The organism is Providencia sp. PROV004 (assembly GCF_011045615.1).
GTDB classification, from domain to species: Bacteria; Pseudomonadota; Gammaproteobacteria; order Enterobacterales; family Enterobacteriaceae; genus Providencia; species Providencia rettgeri.
In genome coordinates this window covers 529,474-549,725 of record NZ_CP042859.1, presented here as the reverse complement: position 1 = coordinate 549,725, position 20,252 = coordinate 529,474, and the positions used below count along the sequence as shown (strand labels likewise).

Below are 20,252 nucleotides of genomic sequence, written 5' to 3'. Positions count from 1 at the left end.
AAGCCGCCCATACTACGATTTTCCACCTTGTAATTTTCGCTTCTGTTTAAGTCAAACTAATTCACAAGCTCTTACCTGTATAAGCATTCAACAATAGCCAAGTTAATAAAACTAGGAATAAATTGAATGAACTCCGCTACGTCAACTATAAAGCAAACACTGAGACATAAAATCTCAAATGGCTTTGTCCTCTTAACTGCAATATGGTCTTCGGCCATCATGCCGGTTATGCCAAGTTATGCAAAAATGCTAACACCTGATGACCTACCGACTCTGGGGAGTGACCCAGTACTAACCAATGATGATAAAACAGAGAAGCTTATTGCTGAATATAGCCAAAGCGCCGCGCGTTTTATCTCTGATAAGAAAAAAGCAGCGGATCTTGCAGATATGGCGCAGGACTTCGCTCGCAGTAAGGTCACAAACGCAGCAACAGATGAAATAAATCGTTGGTTATCTAAAACCGGTAATGCCAAATTCAGTGTTGACGTAGATAAAAAATTATCCATTAAAAATACCCAATTAGATTGGTTAGTGCCTTGGTATGACAGTACCGATTTATTATTGTTTACCCAACATAATATTCATCGCACTGATGGCAGGCTACAGACCAATAATGGTATTGGGGTTCGTCGCTTTACACCTAAGAGCATGATGGGCGTCAATGCCTTTTTTGATCATGACTTATCTCGCTACCACTCTCGCCTAGGTTTCGGAGCCGAGTACGCACAAGATTTCTTAAAACTAAGCGCCAATACCTATTTACGTGCATCAGAATGGCGTAGTGCTTCTGAATTAAATAATGACTACAATGCCCGCCCTGCTAATGGATGGGATTTACAGGCTGAGGGCTGGTTGCCTTCTTACCCCAATATTGGCGGAAATCTTAAATTTGAGCAGTATTTTGGCGACGATGTTGCTCTATTCGGTAAAGATAAGCGCCAAAAAGACCCACTCGCCACCACAATTGGGGTGAACTGGACCCCGTTCTCACTGGTAACTTTAAGCGCAGAACAAAAAATCAGTGGTGGATTAAGTGAAACTAATGCCAAATTAGAGTTCACTTGGGCACTAGGTAAGAGCCTCGCAGAGCAACTTGACCCGACTAAGGTTGGTGACTCTCGTCGCCTATTAGGTAGCCGCTATGATTTTGTTAATCGTAATAATAACATCATACTGGAATACCAAAAGAAAACGCTGATAACTCTATCACTACCTGCGATTATCCAAGGGAAAACTGGGGATGAGATACCTTTAATCAATGCCCTCAATACCAAATATCCGTTAGACAAACTGACCATTCATGCCCCCGAATTTTTAATGGCGGGAGGAGAAATCATCCTTGATGGCGCTCGGACAAAAATCAAACTCCCTTCCTACAAAGTCGCTATGACTGAGCAGGAAAGGAAAAAAAACAACCTTTACCGATTCACGGTAACCGCATCTGATAGCAAGGGAAGCATTACACCACAAGCCTCAACCTTCGTTGAAGTAACCAACTCAGGGGTACTATCGATTAAGCATAACGAGGTCATTAAAAAAGGAAACTCTCTCGCCAATGGACAAGATATCAATGTATTAACAGTTACTGCCAGAGATGTTTTAGGCAATATAGCACCGGATTCAACCGTAACCTTTACCTTACCGACTGAACTAAAGCTGGTCACACAAAAAGCCACATCTTCAAGTATGGCTTTCAAGAACCTGTATAAAAAAATGCAGGCCGCTAAATCAACGGATAAACAAAAATATAAAGTTATCACCAATATAAAAGGAGAAGCTTCGGTTCAATTCACCTCTTTGACCATGGGTGAACACCGAGTTCAAGCCGTTGCAAATGGCGGCGTACCAATTGAAACCGCTTTTTTCTTTATTGCCGATACGCAACAAGCACATATTAATCATTTCAATGTTCTTAGTGATAATGCGGTTGCCGATGGAAAATCTAAAAATAAAATTCAATTCCATATCACCGACAATCACTCACACCCAATTCAAGGTGCCATGCTGCAACTTGATGCGATAAATGCCAATGCCACACAATTGAGCCCGACCGATGAACAAGGCAATACTGACGTTGAGGTAACAAGCCAAGTCGCAGGGCCTGTTAAAGTAACAGCAACACTGAATGAACAAAATGTAACGGTAGAAACGCATTTCGTGTTTGGCCAACTAGCCCATGTCACCATTTTAGATCTCTCACAAGCCGAGGCTGGTACAGACAGCAACATCAAAATTTCATTAACTGATACACATGGCAATGCCGTCTCGGGGGCTGATGGTACTGTCACGGTCAATATCGATGGTAAACCTACCCCAATAATAATTAGTGAAACCTTTCCGGGTAGCGGAGTTTATACAGGGAAATTACCAGGACAGCATAGCGGTACACCAAATATCACCGTCACTGTTGATGGGCAAACCTCTCCCCCTGAGACGCTGATTGTTGAGCAACCAAAAACCATTTCACCAAACAATACGGACGGTACAGGCCAAAAAGGGGAAAAAGGCGTTATTGATAATATCGTCACCACCCCAAACAAAACCCATGGTTTACAATCAGGGGATACTCTTGAGGTTACCGTTACCATCACCGATACCTTTGGTAATGGGCTATCAGGCTTAAATACCGATAATATCGATATCGGTAAACATAAAGGCGATACGCTGACATGGACGGACAATGGTGACGGCTCGTACACCACCACCTTGCCATTAACTGAAGTCGGCAACAATGACCTGACCGCCACCATCAATGGTACTACGAGTTCAAAAACTGACGTTCTCGTCAATAATGCCAGCGGAACTGTTCATATTGATAAAGTCAAAATCATCAAAACAGAAAAACCAGCGGCAGGTATAGATAGCACCATTACCCTCGAATTAACCGACAAACATGGCAACCCAGTGGTTGGTGAAACTGAAGTTACTGTCAATATAAATGATCAGCCACACACTTTGCCAGTAACAGAAATCTCTCCGGGTATTTATGAAGCTATTATTGCTGGGCAACTCACGGGCAACCATGATATTTCCGCTATTGTTAACGGGAAAGAATCACCAAATGAATTGCTAATTGTTGAGCAGCCACAACCTGTTAAACCCCAAAATCCAAACGGTACAGGGCAAAAAGGTGAACAAGGCGTTGTCGATAAAATCGAGATCAAAACAGGTAACACAGTCGGCCTGCAATCTGGCGATAAGCTCGAGATCACCGTCACAGTCACCGATGCCTTTAATAACGGCTTATCAGGCTTGAACACCAATAATATCGATATTGGTAAACATAAAGGCGATACATTGACATGGGTTGACAACGGTGATGGCTCTTACACTACCACCTTGCCACTCCCCGAAGTCGGTAATAATGACCTCACTGTTTCCATCAATGGCACTGCAAGTCCACAAAAACAAATTCAAGTTAGCAATGCCGCAGGGAAAGATAAAGTCAGCAAAGTTACCATTATCAAAACAGAGCAACCTGCTGCAGGCTCAAACAGCACTCTGACTGTGCAATTAACCGATAGCAACGGCAACCCAGTAGTCGGTGAAACTGAAATTATCGTTAATATTGATAACAACCCACACACTTTACCCGCGAAAGAAGGGAAACCGGGTATCTATGAAATCACGCTGCCAGCACTGCAAGCGGGCAAACATGATATCCATACGAGTGTAAATAATACTGTATCAATCAAAGAAAGCTTACTAGTTGAGCAGCCAAAACCGATTTTCCCGAATAACTCAAACGGCACAGGCCAGCAAGGTGAGAAAGGTGTTATTGATAAGGTGACGATCGCACTTGATCACACTCACCGTTTTGAATCCGATAATCCTCTTGAAATCACGGTAACAGTAACGGATGCCTTTGGTAACGGTTTGGCGGGTTTAAATACCGATAATATCGATATCGGTAAACACAAAGGGAATACCTTAAACTGGGTAGATAATGGCGATGGCTCTTACACCACCACCTTGACCTTAACCGACGTTGGTAGCAATGATTTAACTGCCTCCGTCAATGGTAGCCACAGCCCACACACCGAAGTTCAGGTCAATAATGCCACAGGGGCATCCCATGTTGATAAAGTCAACATCATCAAAACAGAAAAACCGGCAGCAGGCACAAACAGTACCGTCACTATCGCGTTAACCGATAAACATGGCAACCCCGTGGTTGGCGCAACAGAAATTACCCTCAATATTGATGGGCAAACCCATAAACGTCCTGCCAAAGAAGGTAACCCCGGTATTTACGAAGTGACACTACCCGCACTACAAGCAGGAAATCACAACATTAGCGCGAGTGTGAATGGTAAGGGCTCAACTGATACAACTTTAGTGGTTACCCCACCAACGCCAATTAAACCCAATAACACAGGTAAGCCGGGAGAAAAAGGCGTGATTAATAGTATTACCATGACAACGGGCAATACCAACAACTTACAGTCTGGCGATCAACTTGAGATCACCGTCACCGTCACCGATGCCTTTAATAACGGTTTAACTGGGCTCAATACGAATACAATTACCCTTGGCGGATTTAACGGCAAGCCAGTCTGGAAAGATAACAGCGATGGTTCTTACAGCGCGACCATCACGTTAACTGAAGTTGGCGTGAAAGGTTTAGTTGCGTCAATTGATGGCAATAAAACCCTCGTAAAACCGATTCAAATTAGCAACGCCGCAGGGAAAGATAAGGTCAGCAAAGTTGAAATCATCAAAACAGAAAAACCTGCCGCAGGTTCAAGCAGCATACTGGCAGTTAAATTAACCGATACACATGGCAACCCAGTAGTCGGTGAAACTGAAATTATTGTTAATATTGATAACAAACAGCACACATTGCCTGCGAAAGAAAGGAAACCGGGGATTTATGACGTCACACTGCCAGCCATGCAAACAGGTAACTATCAAATTACTGCCGCGGTGAATAGCCAAGGCTCCGCTAAAGATACTTTAGAAGTGAAAAAACCAGCTTCAGTAAACTCGAATAATACAAGCGGAACAGGTAATAGTGGCGAACGAGGCGTTATCAATAACATTACCATGACGACCAGTGATATCACTCATCTGCAATCGGGTGATAAGCTGAATATCACCGTGACCATAACTGATGCATTTAATAATCTATTAACCGCTATCGACCCTAGTAATATCATCTTGGATGGATATAAAGCAAGTTCGCTAAAATGGTTAGATAATCGTAATGGTACTTACACGACTTCGTTGCTATTAACACAAACAGGTTCTAATCATTTAGCGGCATCGATTAACGGTTATAAATCACAAGTCATCCCCATTACCGTGAGTAATTCGACTGATATCAACAAGGTGGCTAATGTCGAACTTGAACCAATTACGCCAAGTGAAGCGGGTGAAAAACAAACTATCACAGTGAAAGTTACTGATAGCTACCACCACCCTGTCACCGCGATTAACAGTATGATAATGGCAAATATCAATGGCCTGCCGACCCCCATTGCTATAACGGAATCACTTACTCAAGAAGGGACTTACACAGGAATATTACTTGCACAAAATACGGGCAAATACACCGTTAATGTGACAACTAATAAAAAAACCGTATCAAAACCTTGGACCGTTAAAACGGCAAGGACGATCAGCGCTAACCAAAAAGATGGCAGTGGTACAGAAAATCAACGTGGTGTGGTTAAAACCGTTGCATTGGACTCGTCATCACCCAATGACCTAAAGTCAGGCCAATCATTACAATTAATCGTGTCAATTAAGGATGCCTTTGGTAACGCCCTTGAAGGGATCAGTAGCGCTAGTATTCAATTAACACATAAACAATCTAAGCAGAGTTCTGTTATTTGGACAGACCTACGGAACGGTGAATACACCGCTCTGTTGCCACTGACAAAAATTGACCAAGACTCGTTAACAGTGAAAGTGAACCAAATAACCACTTCCCCACTTAACATTAATGTTGGGAATGCCACTGCCGCGACACAAATCAAACAAGTTGAAATAAAAAGCATCACTAAACCTGCGGCTGGGGAAACAAGTACCATCACACTGGCACTCACTGATGCCAACAACCAACCTATTACAGGGATAGATAGTAACGCAGTTGTCTCTATCAATGGCGCTGAAGCGTTACTTAAGATCACTGAAACCACCACCAAAGGGATTTATACCGGTATCCTTTCAGGCCAAAAATCAGGAGTTCAGAAAGTCATCGTCACTGTTGGTGGCGTTAAGTCCACAGAATCAACCTTATCCGTGGATGCTCCAATGCCTATTGCAGTTAACCATAGTGGTAAATCAGGTTCTCGCGGTGTCATTGAGCGCGCAACACTGACTGTTTCACCAACCAAAGACTTCAAGTCAGGTGACCCGATTAAACTGACTCTGGCCTTAAAAGATACGTTTGATAACCCGCTCACAGGCGTTGACGGAAGTAACATTACACTCATTCATGGTCAAACAAGTCCTGTGGCTTGGGTGCCTCAACAAGATGGCACTTATACCGCGGATTTAGTGTTAAATAAACTGGGTAAAGACAGCTTAGCGGTCATCGTCAATAACAGGGATAGCAACACAGTTCCTATCAATATCACTAAGCAATCAGACAGTACAGCGATCCACAAGGTTGAGATCCTCACTATTGTCCCTATTGCCGCTGGTGCGGAAAGTACCTTTACGGTTGCATTAACCGATGCGCAAGGCAACTCGGTCGAAGGCGTCCAACACGTGGATGTCACCATTAATAATCAAAAACTGCCAAATATCGCTGTGACGCAACAAACCGATGGCAGTTATATCGGCACTCTACCAGGGCAACAAACGGGGGATCATGACATAGTTATCACCGCCAATAAAATCCCATCCACGCCAAAAATACTCACCGTGGCACAATCGGACACCGTCACCGCAAGCGCAAACGGCGGTGGCACAAACGGCCAGCGCGGTGTGGTCAGCCGTGTGGCACTCAGTGCAACCCAAAACAGCAATTTCACATCGGGTGACAGTTTGCAGCTGACGGTCACATTAAAAGATAGCTTTAACAACCCACTAAAAGGCGTCGGCAGTGCCAGCATTGCGCTACAGCACAACAACAAAAATGCTACCCTGACATGGACTGACCACAATAACGGCAGCTATACCGCCACATTGCCATCAAGCCAATTAGGCAACAATGACTTGAAAGCCACAGTGAACAGCCAAGAGAGCAACATGGTTAGTATTGATGTGGTCAGCCCGAATCAAGCGGCTCAAGTTCACCAACTGACGCTCGAACCGATTGCCCCATCAGCAGCAGGTTCAGAGCAAACCATCACCCTAAAAGCCGTGAATATCTATGGCCATGGTGTGGTCTTACTTAAAGATGAGATAAAACTCACCCTCAACGGAGCACTACTCCCCCTCACATTGACTGAAGATAGCAAAATAAAGGGCACTTATACCGCCAAATTACCCGCACAAAAAACGGGCCGTTATGACGTTAACGTCGCGATTGGTCAAAAAACAGCAACACAACCATGGGAAGTCAAGGCGCCAACAACCATCAATGCCGCTAAGGCTGATGGTTCGGGTACCGAAGGTAAAACGGGCGTGGTGAAAACCGTCGAATTACAGGCGGTTGCAGCTCAAGGTTACAAATCAGGAGAAACCGTTCAACTGACACTGACCTTAACAGATGCGTTTGATAATAGACTCACAGGCATTGAAAGCACCAAAATTGCACTCACTCATGGTCAAACAAGTCCGGTGGCTTGGGTAACCGGCAAAGATGGCACTTATACCGCGGATTTAGTGTTGAAAACACTGGGCAAAGATAGCTTAGTGGCCACCGTTAATAAACTGGAAAGCAAAGCGGTTCCAATCAATGTCACCAAGCAATCAGCCAGCACGGCTATCCATAAAGTCGATATCACTGATATCACCAATGCAACAGCAGGTGCAGAAAGTACCTTTACGGTTGTATTGACCGATGCTCAAGGCAACTTGGTTGAAGGTATTCAAAACGTAGATGTCACCATCGGTAATCAAAAACCAACAAACATCGCGTTGACTCCACAAGTGGATGGCAGCTATACAGGGAAATTACCAGGGCAACAAACGGGGCCTTATGATGTGGTTATCACCGCCAATAAAATCCCATCCACGCCAAAACCACTCACTGTGGAGCAACCTGATACCGTCACCGCAGCATCAAATGGTGGGGGAACAGCAGGAGCACGTGGTGTCGTCAATGATGTCACACTGGCTGTAACACCAGACACTAACATCAAATCAGGCGATAACTTACAACTGACCGTGACCTTAAAGGATAAGTTTAGTAACCCACTTAAAGGCGTTACCAGCATCACTCTGCTACAAAATCAAGGTAGTACAGTGACATGGAGTGATAACAATAACGGCAACTATACCACAACATTACCAGTAAAAGTGTTGGGAAGTGGCACGCTAAAAGCCATCGTTAACCAGAAAGAGAGTTCAACCGTAAACATTACGGTGGAAAATACCAACCAAGTCAATCAAGTAGATAAGGTTATCATTGACCCTATCGCCCCGTCAGAAGCCAGGAAAGCGGGCAATCTTACCGTGAAAATTCAAGATACCCATCAACAAGGTGTGACTCAGATAGCTAATGACATTAAAGTCACTATCAACGATAAATTAGCAGACATTAAGTTCACTGAAACTAGCACCAAAGGCACTTACAACGCGACACTACCGGCAAGTAAAGCAGACAGTTACACCGTTAAAGTCACGGCTAATAAACAGAAAAACCAACAAAGTTGGGTCGTTAAGGCTGCCACAACCATTAAAGCAACTCAAACTGATGGTTCAGGTAAAGCTGAGACGCAAGGCGTGGTGAAAACCGTCGAATTACAGGCGATTACAACTCAAGGTTACAAATCAGGAGAAACCGTTAAACTGACACTGACCTTAACAGATGCGTTTGATAATAAACTCACAGGCGTTGAAAGCACCAAAATTGCACTCACTCATGGTCAAACAAGTCCGGTGGCTTGGGTTGATGGCAACGATGGCACTTATACCGCGGATTTAGTGTTAAATAAACTAGGTAAAGACAGCTTAACGGCCATCGTCAATAAACAGAAAAGCCTCCCTGTTGAGATTACGGTTCATAACAATGAAGGGAAAAGCAAGGTCAATAATGTTGAAATTGTCCATGTTTTACCCGTAGCTGCAGGTTCTGACAGTACGATTGTCTTTTCCCTGACTGACTCAAATGGGCACCCGGTATCCAATATTACCAGCCTGTCCGTTACCGTCGATCAGCAACAACCAATTTCCATGCAAGTTGCTCAAGTCCCTACGGGCAAATACGTTGGGACATTACCCGGACAGCAAAGTGGCTCACACAATATGGTTGCATCTATCCCAACTCAAAATGTCACTTCAATCGAAAAATTATTTGATGTTAGCAAACCAGTGCCAATTGCTGCTGTTGCTAGGGATGGGAGTGGTAAGAAAGGCCAATACAAAGTCGTTAATGAAGTATTGCTGAATGTAGCGCCAACCAGTAAACATAAAGCTGGCGAGAAAGTTACACTCATCGTCACGTTGAAAGATGCCTTTGGTAATGGGCTAAAAGAGGTTTCTAGCAACAGTATTGTGACTGCTCACCAGCAATCAGGACCTGTCATATGGAAAGACCATGCGGATGGCACTTATACCGCCGACTTATTATTGCGTAAATTAGGCTCTGATACGTTAAAAGTTACTGTCAATAACACTATCCAATCACAGGTTATTAATGTTGAGGCGCCACAGGGGCAATCTGCTGTTAGCAATGTGGAATTAAAGGCAACGAACAAAACTCTTATGGTGGGAGAGTTAGTTGAACTGCAATTAACATTAACTGATATCCATGGTAATGGTGTTGAAAAAGTACAAGCCAACGATATTCAATTAGAACATAACCATACGCTTGTTCCTAAACTGGCTTGGTTAGAGAAAGGGGCCGGTATTTACACCACCACACTCCCATTACATCAGCAAGGGAAAAACACCTTTGTCAGTCGCGTTAACCACCAAGCAAATGCCCCACTGGTGATTAATGTCAGCGCATTAACTGACCCAACACAAGTGAAAACTGTTGAGCTCAAAGCCAGCACCAATCAACTGACCGTAGGAAGCCAAACGGAACTGACACTTCAATTAACCGACCAATGGGGTAATGGTGTTGAAGGGGTCACGGCGAAAGATATCACCATAAATGATGCGCATATTAAGAAAAACCTCACAGGTTTAAATTGGCTATCAAAAGGGAATGGAACCTATACTGCGTCAACAACGGTCGCAATTGCAGGAATTCACTCCCTAAAAGCAACTGTTAACCTAATACAAAGTAAAAAGGTATTGATTAACGCCCAGCCATCGACTAACCAAAGCCAGATCAATAAGGTTCAGCTAACAACAAACTTGAGCACCATAACGGCAGGCGATAACGTTACGTTATCTTTAAAAGTCACTGATAGAGATAACAACCCAGTTATTCACCTCAATAATAATACGATCACACTCACTGACAGTAATAATAAAATATCCGCTGTCTGGGATGAAGATAACCATGGCTTAGGTATCTATACCACCACCATCATGCTCAGTGACGTTAAAATGCATACCCTCAGTGCGGGTATTGGTAAATTTACAGATACAACCACTGTCACGGTCAATTCACCAACTGGTAAAGATGCTGTAAAAACAATCACTATCTCACCGATATCCGACAGTGACGCAGGACAACCATCATCATTATCCATTAGTTTAACTGACCAATATGGCAACCCAGTTAAAAATATTAGCAGTAGCGATATCAAAATGAAAATTGATGATAAAGAGCAAAATATTATATTTATGGAAAAAAACAACATAGATAGATATATCGCTCAGCTCCCTGCGGCTAAAGCGAGTAACTATAAAATCAGTATCGGCGTCAACGGCAAGTCAAAAACGGTGTATTGGAACGTCAAAGCACCAAAAGAAATTTTGATTAACTCTTATGATAAAGATGGTTTGCGTGGCTCATTAGACACCATGTCTATCACCCACAACGCAAAAAATAATACAGTAAATTCAGGCGATAAAATCACCCTAAAAGTCGGACTAAAAGATAAGTTTGGTAACAAGCTGACTGGGGCATCATCGAAATTGAAGTTATTAACTGACTTGCAATCGACCTCCATATGGAAAGAACTTAAAGATGGTTTTTACTCTCAAGAACTCACTATGAACAAGTTACACTCGCAGCCTATTCAAGTTGCCGTAGATAACATGATCAGCGATAAACTTGAGCTAACCGTTGCCCCAGCCAAAGGTGTAAATAACGTCCATAAAACCACTCTTGAAACCGATGTAGGTACTCTTGAAGCTGGGAAAGAGGTGACCTTAATATTAGCGCTAACAGACAGTGTTGATAATGGTGTTATTGGTATCAATGCAAGTGATATTCAGCTCACCAAAAATGATAATCTAGTTAACGTAAAATGGGATAGCCTACAAGATGGCGTCTATACCACTAAACAACAGTTAAAAACTGTCGATAATTACCAGTTTAAAGCCACTGTCAATAAGCAACCAAGCCGCATTCAAACCGTAGAAGCAACTGACCCAAGTGGCAAAGATGTGGTGAAAACCGCAGCACTTTCCACCAACACCAACACGCTTGATGCCGGTAAAAAAGTTGACTTAACGTTAAAACTACAAGACCAATATGGCAATTTGGTGACTGACGTCACAGGGGCTGATATTGTGTTAACCGATAATAATAGCGCAGAAATTATTGATAGCCGCAGTATTGCTTGGCATGAGGTATCGACAGGCGTGTATAAAGCCACCTTACCATTAACCAAAGTCGGTAAACACACATTAACCGCGACGGTGAATAAACAAGATGCCAATACTAAGGAAGTCACGGTGAAAGCCTTGAAAGGGGCTAGCAATGTTAATGAGATTAAATCAACTCCTGCAGTAACTTCAATGAGTGCAGGTGAGAGCACTAAATTAACCCTCACCATGCTTGATAAATATGGCAATGAAGTGGCAGATGTTGCCCCGAAAGACATGAAGCTCGAAAATAGCGATAATACTATTATCACGAAAGCATCGTGGGTGAAAACACCATTACACGATAGTGTCTATACCGCTCAGATAACCTTAGAGAAAGTTAAACAACACACTTTATCGGTTGAGGTAAATGGTCAGATAAAAAAAATCAACATTGATGTGAAACCACTGAAAGGCGCTAAAAATATCGCGAAAGTTGAATTAACTACGCCAGCAACGGCCAAATTAGGTGTGGATACTCCACTGACATTACAACTCAAAGATAGGTTCGGTAATGGTGTTATTAATGTTGCTAATCAAGATATTCAATTAACACATAATGGCAAAGAAAAAAGTATCACTTGGACCGAAGACTCTAATGGGCAATACACCACAAATTGGCAATCGACGAAAGTCGGTAAACATCAATTAGATGTGGTAGTTAATACTAACCGTTTGATAAAACCTATCGAGATCGAATTTATGGCTCCGCAAGGCGCAAACAGTGTTGAAGTTATTCACATAAACACTTTAGACACCGCAGAAACTGGAGATACCGTTAAAGTGACACTCCAATTACGAGATAAAAATGGTAACGGTGTTATTGATATCAGTCCAAGTGACATTACTTTATCGAGTAATAAGCAACCTTTATCTTCATTAGTATGGAGTGATGATAAACTTGGAAACTATTCAACCAATGTTAAGTTTGACACTGAAGGAAAGCATACATTAACGGTTATTATCAATAATCCAGCCAAAATAACAGGAAAAAAAGAGATTAATATCCAAACAGACGCCCCTATTTTTGACAGCGGGAAAAGTGAATTCTCTGTTGATACCGATTCAGTTGAAGGTAATGGCAAAGACAAGGCGATAATAACCTTAAAGCTTATCAATAAAAATGGAGTACTTATCTCAGGTAAAAAACCAAAGATCACTTCAAGTAGTGGAGTCCTAAGTAACGCTGTTATGAAAGAAACCGCAGCATCAGGTGTGTATACTGCATCTATCTCGAACTTAAAAGCAGAGAAAGTAATGGTAACCCTTGACTCTAATTCAATTGGTCATGTGGGTACCGAACAGGAAATTGATATCTATTTCTATTCTTTCCAACATATTGACTACCCTGCCACCGCAATGATTTACAAACAGTATTTTCATTTCTATTCAATAACAAAGGATTATACTGATTATACATGGGAGAATAGCCATCCCGGTGTGATAGGCTTTGGTACCAAGTTGGTCCCTTATATAAAGAATAAACCAAGTCGTCAAAAAAATGTCATCAAATTAACCGCTAGGCCGAATAAAAACAGCCATAAACTTGAAGCTATACGCGCAACGATAACAATAAATACATATTTCTACCCTACGGACACGAAAGAGCGTCATATGGATGATTCTGGATGCAGCATTAATGGAGGCCGTCCGGCCTATAACTCAGAAATAGCAATGTTATTTCAAAACCCTCAGAAAAAAATAGATACTTATCATAATGTTCTAGGATTGTACTGGACAGGAAATGATTCTGCGAGTCTTACTGCCGACAAGGTTATTTCCATGCAGGCCTCATGGTATGACCATAGTCTAAAAACACTTTGTATTATCGAATATTAACCCCCTCATCCCCGCTTCGGCGGGGATTTTTCTTTCTACGATTTAGCAATATAGCGTCCCTCAATACCCCGCCTTCACCCCATCCCAATCCAATTCAAATTTGGCGAGATATTTTCGCAGCCTGTCCGCATCATTGGGTTGTTTTTTGTGTTGCCGTGATACTGCAAACAGCTCACGCCCCGCCTCGGAAAGGGAAGATGAACGGCGGCAAACTTCAAGTACTGTTGCCAGTTGCTGCTTATCGAATAAATCAATCTCACCAATTTGCTTTGGTAATGAATGGCTCAACTTTGGCTGCCATTGAGACTGCAAACGGCTAATTTCCTCCTCGGCAACCACTTTAGTAATGCGCCCGCGCTCGGCAAAGGTCGCCATTCGGCTAATGGAGGCACCCAATTCACGGAAATTGCCGCGCCACTGGGCTTGAGGGGAACAGGCAAACTTCACATACAGGCTGCGAGCCTCACTATCAAAGCGAATTTGGTTTTGTTGGTCATGGCTAAACTTCGCCAGCTCATAATCGATGTTGGGTTCAATATCTTCACGACGGTCACGCAAGCCCGGTAGGGCAAAGGTCCACATATTGATACGGGCGTATAAGTCTTCACGAAACTTACCCGATTCCACTTGCTTTGCAAGATTGCGGTGGGTTCCCGCTATCAGCTGGAAATCACTGTGGATTTCATTGTCGGAGCCAAAAGGAAAAAAACGTTTTTCTTCAATGGCTTTGAGTAACATAGCTTGTTCATCAAGGCCAAGTTCTGCAATTTCATCTAAAAATAAAATGCCGCCATCGGCTTCTTTTAACAAACCGCCTCGTGCATTTAGTGCCCCAGTAAACGCCCCTTTGACATGGCCAAATAGCGTCGACATGGCATTATCACCGCGCAAAGTGGCGCAGTTCACTTCCACAAAACGCCCCTTGACTTGGTGGCGGCTTTCCCGCAATTGGTAAATGCGTCGCGCCAAAAACGACTTCCCAGCCCCCGTTGGGCCATTGAGTAAAATCGGCGCTTTTGAGCGCAAAGCCACCCGCTCGATTTGCTCAATCATGGTGTTAAACGCAGCATTACGCGTGGCAATCCCGGATTTTAAGAAGGATACCTGCTGTTGCTGCTCTGTTTGGAAGCGACTGGTGATGTGGGTATAACGGCTTAAATCAAGGTCAATCACCGTATGAATGCCGATTGGGTCTTTTTCTCTCCCCTTTTGGCTGGGAGAGGTTTGGATTAATTTGGCAGGTAAATAATGAGCTTCGGTTAATAAAAACCAACAGATTTGTACCACATGGGTGCCCGTCGTGATATGCACCAGATACTCTTCGTCGTCAGTATCAAATTGATAACTTGAAGAAAAATCCAATAACGAGGTATACACCTCTTCGAAATCCCACGGGTCGGCAATATCCACCTCATGCAGCACCACTTCGGTATTGGGAGAGGCTTGCTCAATATCCTCCTTCACCCGATGCGCCATGCCATAGTCATTGACCTGATGTAGCAGTTCAAAGCGACCGATATCCAAATCAGGTTGTTGGCACAAACCTACCGTTGGGCGCCATTTTGTCCAGCGATTGGCTTTTTTACCTCGCCTATCGAGTACCGTGCCCAGTACGCCAATAACAACTTTGTGTTTTTTATTCATAATGAGTTTATATAAATTTATAAAAGACGAGATAAAAATATAATAAATAGCCTAATTCATTTCATCATTCAATGTTAGTAAAATTTCATTAAAATATTTATTTGTTATTTTTCAATGATATAAAAATATTTATTATATTTTCATCAAAGTTGGCACGCTTCTGGCAATTATCTATTTATCCACTGCCGAAAATTGTCTGAACTTCGCGTTCAACCGGTGCAGACATGGTGGCGTTAGTCACTACATGGTCTGTATGCCGCCGTCAGTAAGATACCTTGGTAATAGCCTAGCTATCAGGTTCGACTCCTGAAAAAAATACAAATCCAACTGTATAAAACTAAGTTGAAGTTAAGCTTAAAACCACCACTCGAGAACCTTGCCGAGTGATGAGCAGAAATTTAGACAGCCGTACTGGGCACTCTACTTTTCCCCTCACCACTTCGCTTTTTTCTTCAGTGGTGGATAAACCATAAAAAAGGAAAAATAATGAAAAAAATCAATATCGCTCAAGGACAAATCGCATTGACCGCTAAAAATGGGAATTTTAAACAATTACTAACAGCGGGTGAGCACCATTTAAACGACTGGTTCAATCGATTGACAGTGTCATTGTTCACCCTCGACAATGAGGCCATTGATGAAAAATTGGCCGACCACTTACGCCAATTTCACTCTGATTGGGTTGATGAGCACTGTATTGACATCATTTTAGCTGATGATGAGATTGGTTTTATTTACTTGCACAATAGCTTGGCAGAAATCTTGCCACCAGCAACCCGTCGGTTGTATTGGAAAAATGGCAATAGCTTAAAAGTGGAACTGCAATCACTAGAAAATAGTGTTATTGACTCCGCCTTAGTTGCCCGATTAATGGGTAAAAAACGCATTAAAGGCAATGAGTTGGCCTTGATTAGCCAAGTACCTGCATGGCATGTCGGTATGCTAAAAATTGATGGTGAGATACAAGATTTATTACAACCGGGAACTTACGGCTATTGGAAAATTAACCATAAACATGAGGTTGAAATCATTGATACGCGTTTGCAATCACTTGAAGTCAGCGGGCAAGAAATTTTAACCAAAGATAAAGTCACATTACGCATCAATCTGTGTGCTAATTGGCGCTATCAGGATGTTTTGCTGACATTTTCAAAATTGAGTCAGCCTGTAGAACATTTATATCGTGAATTACAATTCTCAATAAGAGAAATCGTGGGGACTCGAACCTTAGATGAACTGTTAGAAAACAAGCAACTAATTGATGAGCTGATGTTGGCTCAAGTGGCGCAATGCGTCACTGAGTTTGGCCTAGAAATCGATAGCATTGGTGTTAAAGATATTATTTTACCGGGAGATATGCGCACGATTTTATCCCAAGTAGTCGAAGCCGAGAAATCGGCACAAGCAAACGTGATCCGCCGACGTGAAGAAACCGCGGCGACTCGCTCACTGCTAAACACCGCTAAAGTGATGGAAAACAACCCCATTGCCTTGCGTTTGAAAGAGCTCGAAACCTTAGAAAATATTGCGCATCGCATCGACCAAATTTCTGTTTACGGTGGATTAGACCAAGTATTAAACGGATTAGTAAAAATTAAGGAATAAATAATGATAAATAATAAATTCAACGAATTAACTCAAGAAAATGGCGTACCGGTAAAAATGTGGACCAATGGGGTTCCTGTTGACCCGAAAGCAGTTACACAACTACAAAATACCGCCAAAATGCCGTTTATTTTCAAGCACCTTGCTGTGATGCCTGATGTACACGTGGGGAAAGGTTCAACCATTGGAAGCGTGATTCCAACTAAAGGGGCCATTATTCCTGCGGCGGTTGGAGTGGATATTGGTTGTGGAATGATTGCCGTAAAAACGTCCTTAACGGCATCGGATTTGCCGGATAGCCTGCAAAATATCCGTTTTGCCATTGAAGCGGCAGTGCCACACGGTCGAACCACCCATCGACATGGGCGTGATAAAGGGGCTTGGCATCGTACACCGGATATTGTCGATAGCCACTGGGCACATTTAGATGCAGAGTTTAAGCGTATCTGCGATAAGTACCCAAAACTGCGCCAAACTAACCATTATAACCATTTAGGGACGTTGGGAACGGGAAACCACTTTATTGAGCTGTGTTTAGACGAACAAGACCGTGTATGGGTGATGCTACATAGCGGGTCACGCGGAGTGGGAAATGCGATTGGTAACTTGTTTATCACACTCGCGCAAAAAGATATGCAACAGCATATTGCTAATTTACCTGATAGAGACCTCGCGTATTTCGAAGAAGGAAGCGTACATTTTAATGACTATATGGAAGCAGTGGGTTGGGCGCAAGACTTTGCCCGCCATAACCGTGAAGTGATGATGCACCGCGTGTTAGAAGCACTATCGCGTGAAATTCCAAAACCGTTTATTACAGAGCAAGAAGCTGTAAATTGCCATCATAACTATGTGCAAAAAGAGCAGCACTTTGGTGAAGACGTTTTAGTGACACGAAAAGGTGCGGTATCCGCTCGAAAAGGCCAAATGGGGATCATTCCAGGGTCTATGGGGGCGAAAAGCTTTATCGTGCGCGGGTTAGGAGACGAAGAAAGTTTCTGTTCCTGTAGCCACGGTGCAGGCCGTGTAATGAGCCGAACTGAAGCCAAAAAGCGTTTCTCAGTTAGCGACCAAAAAATGGCGACTGCCCATGTTGAGTGCCGAAAAGACAGTGATGTGATTGACGAAATACCGATGGCCTACAAAGACATCGACGCGGTAATGGCAGCACAATCATCACTGGTAGAAATTGTTCATACCCTACGCCAAGTGGTATGTGTTAAGGGTTAACGATAAAACGTTACAGGAGAAAAAGCATGGAAACTGACCATGAAAGTGTATCCGTGCTAATGAGAGAACGGATAGAGAAAACACTCAAAGAAATAGAAGAAACTCATCACGTTAAAATACTGTTTGCATGTGAATCCGGCAGTCGCGGTTGGGGCTTTGCCTCCCGCGATAGCGACTATGATGTTCGATTTATCTATGTTCATAAACTTGACTGGTATCTAACGCTGGATAAGAAACGCGATGTGATAGAAAAGCCAATTGATGATGAGCTGGATATATCGGGTTGGGAATTATCTAAAGCTCTGAAACTAATGCGTAATTCCAACCCTGCATTAATAGAGTGGCTGCACTCACCGAGTGTGTATTTTAAAGATGAGATATTTTTTGCTCAACTGGAGCAATTGGCGGCGCAATTTTATTCACCGTTAAAATCACGTTATCATTACTTATCAATCAGTAAGCGTAATTTACATACTGACTTTAAAGGCGAGCGTATTAAATTAAAAAAATATTTTTATTTACTACGCGCAGTATTAGCTTTGCGTTGGATAGAAACAAGCAAGAGCATGCCACCAATGGCATTTTCTGAATTAGTCACGGCCACAGTCACCGATAGCAAGGTGCTCGCAGAGATAGATGAATTGCTGGTTATAAAGCACCAAGCGGTTGAAAGTGATTATGGTGCAAGGCGCCCAGCTATTGATAAGCTCGTTCTGGAAGTCATAGCCAATGCAGAACGCATGCAATTTCCTGAGCCTGCTTGTCGTGACAGCCGTTTATTAGATGAATTTTTTCGTAAAACCGTGTTAGAGAATCATTAACAGGTATTTTTCAAAAAAATAGACCATCAGAAATTTTTTGATGGTCTTTTTTCAAAAGCAATGTCAAACACAAAAGAAAAACAGGTTTATCGCCAGTTCGGGTTTTTAATAATGGAATATTTACCCGCACCTAAAAATGCCAATGCAATACCACTCAAGAAGAAATACACTAGGCTTTCGATGGCCCATGCACCGGTTTTATCCAATACAAATGTTTTATCTAGCCCAATCATTAACCATGCAACCACCATGGTGAAAGCCACTAATAAAGCTGATGGACGAGTTAAAATCCCTAAAATAATGAAAATAGGCGCAACCACTTCACCTAGAATTGTTCCATAAGCAATAAATTCAGGTAAACCATAAGAAGCCAGCAGCGCTTTAATACCACTCGCACCAGTCATTAATTTGCTCATACCATGAAACAACATGAGCCCACCAACAGAAAGACGCAATAACAACCTGCCAGCATCTTCATGGGACAACAAACGATTTAATAAATTGACCACTTTATACCCCCTATGGATATCCAAAACATCATTAAGTAGTATGGCTTAAAAATGCATTATGGCTTAGAAAGATAAAGTAAGAATCATTTTAATTTGCATTTCTTATAACTAAATCAATTTTCATTTAATTAAAATTTGTTAACCTTTCACCTATTCAAATATTACGTTTAATTAACCATTTAAAAATCAAAAATATTGAATAATATTACAAGCACGACCTGACAGTCACCAGAGCTAATTCAGTTAATGCATTATAGAATGGGCTATAGCTTGTTCGATTTAATTGCTGAGAAAATTGTGGTAGCCAACTTCCCAAATGGTCATTCAACAATTCTTTTAATGCGGCTTCCCTGACTTGTGAAGCCAAAACTGCCGCTTGAAATAACATTAAACCAACATGGTCAGAGGGCTCTGGATAACGAGTCTGTATTTTTAAACGCTCCCGTTTTAAAAACTCACTCAATGCCACCGTGGAAGAACCTTGCAAAACACCCTCTGGGTCAAGATATACCGAGCCCCATGGCGGGGCGGGTAATGCTTCAGGTCCAATAAACAAATCCGTCCACTGAGTATGCAGTGCCGCAATCTCAATATTTAGCGATGCCGAAATCCGTTCGCTAAGCGAAGTACTGATTTTACAAGGCCACTGAGATGTGAAGTCATTTAACTTGAAAAAGCTTATTGCATAATGGCTTGCATCATCATTGGGTGAAAATAAATAGCACGTGCCTAAAATATTAAACGCGGCTGCATAGTGTGAAAAATGGATCATAAA

At 42.5% G+C, this 20,252-nt stretch carries 7 protein-coding genes; 4 read left to right on the top strand and 3 right to left on the bottom strand.

All coding sequences use genetic code 11. The features are described 5' to 3' along the window. Positions 1–126: 126 nt before the first annotated feature. A complete protein-coding gene (locus FVA69_RS02310) occupies positions 127–13,668 on the top strand; it encodes an invasin domain 3-containing protein (protein ID WP_164528344.1) in 13,542 nt (4,513 codons plus the stop codon). A gap of 60 nt (positions 13,669–13,728) precedes the next feature. On the opposite strand, the gene rtcR is transcribed toward FVA69_RS02310, so the two are convergent. Then, positions 13,729–15,312: an RNA repair transcriptional activator RtcR gene (rtcR, locus tag FVA69_RS02305; protein ID WP_164528343.1), complete on the bottom strand. Its 1,584-nt coding sequence runs from the start codon at positions 15,310–15,312 to the stop codon at positions 13,729–13,731. Positions 15,313–15,798: 486 nt separating this feature from the next. Here rtcR and FVA69_RS02300 point away from each other — a divergent pair, with 486 nt between their 5' ends. Genes FVA69_RS02300 through FVA69_RS02290 form a run of 3 tightly spaced genes read left to right on the top strand, consistent with a single transcriptional unit; the run spans position 15,799 to position 18,968 of the window. Beyond that, positions 15,799–16,917 (top strand): slipin family protein, encoded by a 1,119-nt coding sequence (locus FVA69_RS02300; RefSeq protein WP_164528342.1) that lies wholly within the window; start codon positions 15,799–15,801, stop codon positions 16,915–16,917. Between the two features lie 3 nt (positions 16,918–16,920). Then, positions 16,921–18,147 (top strand): RtcB family protein, encoded by a 1,227-nt coding sequence (locus tag FVA69_RS02295; RefSeq protein ID WP_117163018.1) that lies wholly within the window; start codon positions 16,921–16,923, stop codon positions 18,145–18,147. 26 nt (positions 18,148–18,173) lie between these two features. After that, entirely contained in the window at positions 18,174–18,968 is a 795-nt protein-coding gene (locus FVA69_RS02290) for a nucleotidyltransferase domain-containing protein (protein ID WP_164528341.1), read from the top strand. A gap of 86 nt (positions 18,969–19,054) precedes the next feature. Here FVA69_RS02290 and FVA69_RS02285 read toward each other — a convergent pair whose 3' ends face one another. Both FVA69_RS02285 and FVA69_RS02280 read right to left on the bottom strand, forming a co-directional pair. Continuing rightward, on the bottom strand, positions 19,055–19,477 hold the full coding sequence (locus tag FVA69_RS02285; RefSeq protein ID WP_004915049.1) for a DoxX family protein: 423 nt from the start codon (positions 19,475–19,477) through the stop codon (positions 19,055–19,057). A gap of 205 nt (positions 19,478–19,682) precedes the next feature. Next, positions 19,683–20,249 carry a molecular chaperone TorD family protein gene (locus FVA69_RS02280; RefSeq protein ID WP_164528340.1) on the bottom strand — a complete coding sequence of 189 codons (567 nt, stop codon included), beginning with the start codon at positions 20,247–20,249 and terminating at the stop codon, positions 19,683–19,685. Positions 20,250–20,252: the final 3 nt, after the last annotated feature.

What these genes read in the sequence shown, in the direction of transcription:
- FVA69_RS02290 (WP_164528341.1), top strand. Translation starts at nt 18,174, where the DNA reads ATGGAAACTGACCATGAAAGTGTATCCGTGCTAATGAGAGAACGGATA.
- FVA69_RS02280 (WP_164528340.1), bottom strand. Translation starts at nt 20,249, where the DNA reads ATGATCCATTTTTCACACTATGCAGCCGCGTTTAATATTTTAGGCACG.
- FVA69_RS02300 (WP_164528342.1), top strand. Translation starts at nt 15,799, where the DNA reads ATGAAAAAAATCAATATCGCTCAAGGACAAATCGCATTGACCGCTAAA.
- rtcR (WP_164528343.1), bottom strand. Translation starts at nt 15,312, where the DNA reads ATGAATAAAAAACACAAAGTTGTTATTGGCGTACTGGGCACGGTACTC.
- FVA69_RS02295 (WP_117163018.1), top strand. Translation starts at nt 16,921, where the DNA reads ATGATAAATAATAAATTCAACGAATTAACTCAAGAAAATGGCGTACCG.
- FVA69_RS02310 (WP_164528344.1), top strand. Translation starts at nt 127, where the DNA reads ATGAACTCCGCTACGTCAACTATAAAGCAAACACTGAGACATAAAATC.